Consider the following 7405-nt stretch of genomic DNA (forward strand, 5'->3'; position numbering starts at 1 on the left):
GCCACTTGAGAGCCCATGACCGATGATACGCCTGACAGCCTGATCCCCTATGACGAAATCGTGCAGGAAGCGCTGCGCGCCGTGGTGGGCCGCGTGCTCGGCCAGGTGGCCAGCACGGGCGGCTCGCTGCCGGGCAATCACCATTTCTACATCACTTTCAAGACTCAGGCGCCGGGAGTCGATATTCCCGCCCACCTCAAAACCCGCTTTCCCGATGAAATGACCATCGTGCTCCAGAACAAGTTCTGGGATCTGAATGTGGGCGAGGACCATTTCTCGGTCGGGCTGACCTTCAATCAGGTGCCCGCCATTCTGATGATCCCCTTTGCCGCGATCACCGCCTTTGTCGATCCGGCGGTCGATTTCGGCCTCCAGTTTCAGGCCTCGGTCGAGGACATGGAACCCGAACTCCACGATGAAGCCGAAAACGACTCGCCCGACGGCGACAGCCCCATCGCAACCAGCGAGGATGGCTCAAATGTCGTCACGGTGGATTTCGGACGCAAGAAGTAAATCCGATGAGCGCGCCCAAACTTTCCAGCCTGATCCGCCAGAACGGCCAGTCGCTGGTCAGGAAGGCCGTCGATACGATCATCGTGCAGGACAAGGCGGGCGATCAGCAGCGCATCTCGCTGCCCCGCAAGCTGGCCGGTTTCGCGCTGACGAAGCTGGCCACGCGGTCGGTTCCCGGCGCGATCCTCGTGGGCGGGGTGCTGCTGGCCAAACATCTGCACGACCGCAAGCAGGAACACAAAAAGGACAAGGACGAAGGGGCCAAATAAACAGGCCCCTTGATCGCGCGGCGATGTTGCGGCATCGGACGCCATGGCTCCTGAATCGCACGATCTGCACCACACCGACCACCACCACCCCGACCTGCATCGTCGCGGGCTGATGTTCATCCTGTCGAGCCCATCGGGCACCGGCAAGACCACGATCGCCCGCCGCCTTCTGGCCGAAGATCATGCGATCAACCCCTCGGTTTCGGCCACCACCCGCACGCCCCGCCCCGGCGAGGTCGATGGCGTGGACTACTTCTTCGTCAGCCAGCAAGAATTCGACCGCATGGCGGAAAATGACGAATTCTATGAATGGGCCGAGGTTTTCGGCAATTGCTACGGCACGCCCAAGGCCCATATCCGCGCCGGGCTGAAACACGGCAAGGACTTCCTCTTCGACATCGACTGGCAGGGCACGCAGCAGCTCTATCAAAAGGACGCGCAGGACGTGGTCCGCGTTTTCCTCCTGCCCCCCAGCATCGAGGAACTGCACCGCCGCCTCTCGGGCCGCGGCACCGACAGCGCCGAAGTCATCAACGCCCGCATGGACCGCGCCCGCGCCGAAATCAGCCACTGGGACGCCTATGACTATGTCGTGGTGAACGAGGATCTGGACGAATGCTATGAGCAGGTGAAGCTGATCCTGGCCTCGGAGCGTTTGCGGCGCAAGCGGCAGACCGGACTGATCCCGTTTGTGCGCGGGCTGTTGCGGACCAAGCATGGGTGAATTTGTGCGGGGGTGATTTTGCCTCCGGCGGGCAAAGGGACCTGTCCCTTTGCAATCCCATTAATGGGGTGGTGTGGGGTTGGCGGCGTAGCGCCAATGCGATTTAAAGCCTGCGGCGCGGCGGCCTCGCGCTAATAGGCGCCGCAGGCTTTAACATTCAAACATCGCGCCCGACACCCATTGGCCGCCCCCCATGGCGCAACCTCGACAGTAACGGGATTGCAAAGGGCCACCGCCCTTTGCCCGCCGGAGGCACCCTTCCCCTTGAAGCCCCAGACACACCCCGCTAAACCCCTGTAATGAACCAGCCGCAAACCGCCCCCAACATCCCGCTTTCGCTTTTCGCCGGCTCGCTGCTGTATGGCGGCCTGTGCGTTCTGGCGGGTGTGCTGGGGACAAAGATCGCCGATCTTGGCACATGGCCTCTCCTTGGCAATCTGGCGGTGGAGAGCGGGATTTTCGCTTTCCTGATCCTTGTCGTGCTGGGCAGCGCAACGGCGGAGCTGCATGGCACAGCGACGGCCAACCGTCTGGTTCGCTTTGGTTTTGTGCCGTTGATTGTGTCGATGGCGCTGTTGATGATCGTCATCCACGCCGTGCCGCCCGCCCCGTTCTGGCCAGATCAGCCCGCCTTTGCCCATCTGTTGGGTCAGGGCGCGCGGATGCAATTCGCCGGACTTTGCTCCTATGGCACCTCGCAAACGCTTAATGTCTATGTCTTTTCGCGCCTAGCGCGGGGCAAGGACGGCAAACACCTGTGGCTGCGCGCCTGGGCGGCCAGCCTGCTCAGCCAGATCGTTGATACGCTGATCTTCATCACCATCAGCTTTTACGGCGTGCTTGACCTTGGTCCCTTGATGAAGGGTCAGATCATTTCCAAGCTGGTGCTTTCCACGATCATGGTTCCGCCGCTGATCTATCTGTTTGTATCGCTTGGGCGCTGGCTTGATCGCGAAAAGGCAGCATAAAAAACACTTCTATTCCGCCAAAAGCGCGGTAAACGGCGCGCCATGAACGACTCCACCGCATCCCTGCTCGCCAAAGCCGAAACGCTGATTGAGGCCCTGCCCTATCTCAAGCGTTACGAAGGGCGCACTTTCGTTGTGAAATACGGCGGCCATGCGATGGGCGATCCTGCGCTGGCGCAGGATTTTGCCGAGGATATCGTGCTTTTGAAGGCCGTGGGCATCAACCCCGTGGTCGTCCATGGCGGCGGTCCGCAGATCGGGCGGATGCTCAAAGCGCTGGGCATCGAATCGCAATTCGTCAACGGCTTGCGCGTGACCGACAAGGCCACCGCCGAGGTTGCCGAAATGGTCCTCTCCGGCGCGATCAACAAGGAACTGGTCAGCTGGATCAGCAAGGCGGGCGGCAAGGCCGTCGGCATTTCCGGCAAGGACGGCGCGCTGGTCACGGCGCGCAAGGTCGAGGCGCAAAAGCTGGGCAAGGCCATCGAGGACCCCGACAGCGGTGAGGCCATCGTGGTGGACCTGGGCTATGTGGGCGAACCCGATCACATCGACACTTCGATCCTGGAAACCCTGTCGAGCGCGGGCCTGATCCCGGTCATCGCCCCCATCGCGGTGGGCCATGATGGCGAGACCTACAATATCAACGCCGACACGATGGCAGGCGCGATTGCCGCTGCGATCGGCGCTGCTCGCCTGTTCCTGCTGACCGACGTTCCGGGCGTGCTGGACAAGGACAAGAACCTGCTGACCGATCTGACGCCTGCGGACATTGAGGCGCTGGCCGAAGATGGTACGATCAGCGGCGGCATGATCCCCAAGCTGGCCACCTGCACCCATGCGGTGGAGGCCGGATGCGAAGCCGCCGTCGTGCTGGACGGCCGCGTCCCCCATGCCATGTTGCTGGAATTCTTCACCAGCAAGGGCGCGGGCACGCTGATCCGCAAGGCTTAATCGCGAATTGGCGATGTTTTGCAGGAATCCTTTCCTGCACCCTTGCTAAATTTGTAAGCAACACTTACAATCCTTCCTCAGCGCTCCGGTTGCGCGCGTGGCTTGCCTCGGCTAGGCCACACGCTCTGCCATTGGGAGAGGAAGCGCCCCGTGATTAACGAAGTGATTATCCCCATACTGTTGTTGTTGGCCGATATCGTGTCAACGGCCGTTCTGGTTCAGGTCGTTCTCGGGTTGCTGATCAGCTTCAACGTCGTAAACCTGCATAATCCGCTGGTTTCCGGCATCTGGCAGGCGCTCAACGCGATTCTGGAGCCGATGTTAAGGCCGATCCGCCGGTTGATGCCACACACCGGCTTTATCGACCTTTCGCCGATGGCGCTGCTGGTGCTGATTCGCATCGTCATCATCTTGCTGGTTTACATTGGGAATCATTACGGATGAGCGAGAACAAAATTATCGACGGGAAGGAATTTGCCGAAAGGCTGCGCGCACGTATCGGCGTGCTGGCTGGTGAGTTCGAGGCCAAGGCCGGGCGCAAGGCGGGTCTTGCCGTGGTGCTGGTGGGCGAGGATCCGGCCAGTCAGGTCTATGTGTCCTCCAAGGGCAAGCAGACCGTGGCGGCGGGCATGAACAGCTTTGAACACAAGCTGGCAGCGGACGCCAGCGAGGAAGAACTGCTGGCCGTGGTGGAAAGCCTCAACGCCGATCCGGCGGTCGATGGCATTCTGGTCCAGCTTCCCCTGCCCCGCCATATGGACGAGCAGAAGGTGATTGCCACCATCGACCCGGACAAGGATGTCGACGGCTTCCACGTCACGAATGCGGGCCGTCTGGCCGTGGGCCAGGCCGGCTATGTGCCCTGCACGCCGCTGGGTTGCCTGATGCTGCTCGAAGACCGTCTGGGCGACCTCAAGGGCCTGAATGCCGTGGTGATCGGGCGCAGCAACATCGTGGGCAAGCCCATGGCGCAACTGCTGCTGTCGGCCAATTGCACCGTCACCATCGCCCATCGCCACACCAAGGATCTGGCCGAAGTCGTGCGGCGCAGCGACATTGTCGTGGCCGCCGTGGGCGTGCCCGAAATGGTCAAGGGCGACTGGATCAAGCCGGGCGCGACCGTGATCGACGTGGGCATCAACCGCCTGCCCCCCGCCGAAGGCAAGACCAAGGGCCGGATCGTGGGCGATGTCGATTATCAAGGCGCTGTTCAGGTGGCGGGCGCCATTACTCCGGTGCCGGGCGGCGTTGGCCCCATGACAATTGCGGTGCTGCTGCGCAATGCGCTGGTGGCCGCTTATGCGCATGAAGGTCTGACGCTGGCCACTGCCGACCTGCCGGAGCATTCGATCTGATGACAAAGCCCGCCTTTCTTACGTTTTTTGGAAGGCGGGCTTTGTCCGCATTGGTGGTTGCGGCCATGTTGCCCGGCGCGGCCATGGCCCAGCGCCCGCCCAAGGGCATGGCCACCATGTTCGCCCTGCCCAGCGACATTATCGCCCGCGAAATCGGCTTTGCCCGCGCGGTGCGCGACAAGGGCCAGTGGCAGGCGTTCCGCGATCATGGCGCGCCGGACGCGCAAATGTTTGACGGCGACAAGGTGGTGCAGGTGCAGGATTTTGCCCGCCACCGCGCCAATCCCGCCCAGCCCCTGCAATGGCAGGTCCACAATGTCTGGATGAGCTGCGACGGCGCCACGGCCATTTCCTATGGCGGATGGCAGGCAGGCTCGGCCCATGGCTGGTTCTCCACCGTGTGGCAGCGGCAGAAGAAAGGGCAGTATCTCTTCGTGCTGGATCAGGGCGGCGCCACCGACAAACCGATGGCCGAACCCGAATGGGCCGAAGCCAAGGTCGCCGAGTGCGGCCCGCGCGGGCAAAAGGCGCTGGAATTCACGCCGCCGGTGGTGGGGGAACATTTGTCCGGCCAAAGCAGCGACCATTCGCTCGAATGGTCCACCTCGGCCCGCCCCGACGGCACGCGCGACTATGTTGTCAGCGTCAAAATCGCGGGCAAGATGAGCGAAGTGCTGCGCCGCGCCTCGAAATAGGCCCCTTTTGCTGAACCTCACGCTGGGGTAAGGCAAGGGCATGCTTGAACTTTTCATCTCCACCTTCGCCACGCTTTTCGTGGTGATCGATCCGGTCGGCTGCGCGCCGATCTATGGCGGGCTGACGGCCAGCTATACGCCCCAGGCCGCGCGCAGCACCGCCATCCGCGCCAGCATCATCGCCAGCACTATCCTGATTGTCTTTGCCTTGTTCGGCAAAGGCTTGCTGGCAGCGTTGGCGATCGAGCTGAATGCTTTCCGCATTGCGGGCGGGATGATGCTGTTCCTGATCGCATTGGAAATGGTGTTTGAAAAGCGCACCCAGCGCCGCGAGGAACGCGTGGAAAAGGTGCTTCATACGCCCGAACCGCATGAGGATATCAGCGTCTTTCCGATGGCCATGCCGATGATCGCGGGGCCGGGTTCGATCGCCACGGTGATGCTGATGATGGGCCATGCCAATGACCGCACCGGGGCCGCTGTGGTGCTGGCCGCGCTGGTTTGCGTGCTGCTGCTGACGGCGCTGGCGCTGCTGGCGGCGGGGCCGATCATGCGCCTGCTGGGCAGCCGGGTCGAGGCGGTGATCACCCGCGTGCTGGGCGTGCTGCTGGGCGCGCTGGCGGTGCAATATGTGATCGACGGGGTGCGCGGGGTGCTATTGGGCCACTAAGCGGGCCAGCCTGTTCTTGATCACCTCTTCGGCGTCTTTGACGATCCGCTGGATGAGTTGTTCGCAAGTTGGGATGTCGTGGATGAGGCCCATGATGAGACCTGCGGTGATGACGCCGTGGGCGGTGTCGCCGGTGCTGAGACCCTCGCGGCCGCGGGCGCCTTTGACCAGCGGGGCGATGGTTTCGAAGGGCTGGCCCCGGCTTTCGGCCTCGCGCACGGCCTGAGAGATGGCGTTTTTGGCCACGCGGGCGGTGTTGCGGAAGGTGCGGAAGATGAGGTCGGTGCCCCGCTCGTCGCCGTCCACCAGCATGCGCTTGATATCGGGGTGGATCGGCGCCTCGAGCGTCGCGCAAAAGCGCGTGCCCATGTTGATGCCCTCGGCCCCCAGCGCCAACGCGGCGGCAAGGCCGCGCCCGTCGCCAAAGCCCCCGCTGGCCAGCAAGGGCACGCGCACCTTGTCCGCCGCCGCCGGGATCAGGATCAGGCCGGGAATGTCATCCTCGCCGGGGTGGCCTGCGCATTCAAAGCCGTCGATGCTGATGATGTCGGCCCCCATCCGCTCGGCGCTCAGCGCATGGCGCACGGCGGTGCATTTGTGCAGAACCGTGATGCCGTGGCTCTTGAAGTCCTCGACATGCTCGCGCGGGTTGTGGCCAGCGGTTTCCACGATCTTGATGCCGCTCTCGATGATCGCGCGGCGGTATTCGGCATAGGGCGGCGGGTTGAGCGAGGGCAGCAGCGTCAGATTAACCGCGAACGGCATGTCGGTCAGCGCGCGGCAGCGCTCGATCTCGGCGCGCAGGGCGTCGGGCGTGGGAAAGGTCAGCGCGGTGATGATGCCCAGCCCGCCCGCATTCGACACCGCGCTCGCCATATCCGCCGTGCCCACCCACATCATCCCGCCCTGAACGATGGGATGTTTGATTCCAAGCATTTGCGTGATGCGGGTTTGCATGGGTGGTCCTCTCGGTTTGGGGTTTTGCCTCCGGCGGGCAAAGGGCGGGGGCCCTTTGCAATCCCGTTTTGGGGTGGTGACGGGTTGGCGGGGGTGATGTGGGGTTCGAGGGTTTTATGGCCTGCGGCGGCGAACTCTGACCTTGCCGCACCGCAGGCTTTCCAATCTCAACTTTGCGCGCAGGTGCCTCGGCCGAGTTGACACACCACGCAGACAGTCCCGGGAGCGCGAGGGTCTAGACCCTCGCATATTCTCCTTCTTCTCACATATTGGGATAATTGGGCCCACCGCCGCCTTCGG

10 protein-coding genes are annotated in these 7405 nt (G+C 62.9%); 9 read left to right on the forward strand and 1 reads right to left on the reverse strand.

The features are described 5' to 3' along the window. Window positions 1-15 precede the first annotated feature (15 nt). The 9 genes from FHW96_RS16420 to FHW96_RS16460 all read left to right on the forward strand — a co-directional run bounded on the left by FHW96_RS16420 (window position 16) and on the right by FHW96_RS16460 (window position 6148). A complete protein-coding gene (locus FHW96_RS16420) occupies window positions 16-513 on the forward strand; it encodes an SspB family protein (RefSeq protein WP_172341646.1) in 498 nt (165 codons plus the stop codon). A 5-nt stretch (window positions 514-518) separates the two neighbouring features. Next, window positions 519-782, forward strand: coding sequence for a hypothetical protein (locus tag FHW96_RS16425; protein WP_172341647.1), 264 nt, complete (start codon window positions 519-521; stop codon window positions 780-782). A 43-nt stretch (window positions 783-825) separates the two neighbouring features. Next, a complete protein-coding gene (gene gmk, locus FHW96_RS16430; RefSeq protein ID WP_253951013.1) occupies window positions 826-1506 on the forward strand; it encodes a guanylate kinase in 681 nt (226 codons plus the stop codon). 299 nt (window positions 1507-1805) lie between these two features. Next, on the forward strand, window positions 1806-2474 hold the full coding sequence (locus FHW96_RS16435) for a queuosine precursor transporter (RefSeq protein ID WP_172341648.1): 669 nt from the start codon (window positions 1806-1808) through the stop codon (window positions 2472-2474). A gap of 42 nt (window positions 2475-2516) precedes the next feature. Next, entirely contained in the window at window positions 2517-3428 is a 912-nt protein-coding gene (argB, locus tag FHW96_RS16440) for an acetylglutamate kinase (RefSeq protein ID WP_172341649.1), read from the forward strand. Between the two features lie 150 nt (window positions 3429-3578). Then, window positions 3579-3872 (forward strand): YggT family protein, encoded by a 294-nt coding sequence (locus FHW96_RS16445; protein WP_172341650.1) that lies wholly within the window; start codon window positions 3579-3581, stop codon window positions 3870-3872. Further along, complete coding sequence (folD, locus tag FHW96_RS16450) at window positions 3869-4783, forward strand: bifunctional methylenetetrahydrofolate dehydrogenase/methenyltetrahydrofolate cyclohydrolase FolD (protein ID WP_172341651.1); 915 nt, start codon at window positions 3869-3871, stop codon at window positions 4781-4783. Before FHW96_RS16445 ends, folD begins: the two co-directional genes overlap by 4 nt. Window positions 4784-4824: 41 nt before the next feature. Next, window positions 4825-5478, forward strand: coding sequence for a hypothetical protein (locus FHW96_RS16455; RefSeq protein ID WP_172341652.1), 654 nt, complete (start codon window positions 4825-4827; stop codon window positions 5476-5478). Window positions 5479-5518: 40 nt separating this feature from the next. After that, complete coding sequence (locus FHW96_RS16460; RefSeq protein WP_172341653.1) at window positions 5519-6148, forward strand: MarC family protein; 630 nt, start codon at window positions 5519-5521, stop codon at window positions 6146-6148. Here FHW96_RS16460 and FHW96_RS16465 read toward each other — a convergent pair. Beyond that, window positions 6134-7105, reverse strand: a complete 972-nt coding sequence (locus tag FHW96_RS16465; RefSeq protein WP_172341654.1) for a nitronate monooxygenase family protein — start codon at window positions 7103-7105, stop codon at window positions 6134-6136. The genes FHW96_RS16460 and FHW96_RS16465 overlap by 15 nt on opposite strands. Window positions 7106-7405: the final 300 nt, after the last annotated feature.

Source organism: Novosphingobium sp. SG751A, assembly GCF_013149295.1.
Classification (GTDB): Bacteria; Pseudomonadota; Alphaproteobacteria; order Sphingomonadales; family Sphingomonadaceae; genus Novosphingobium.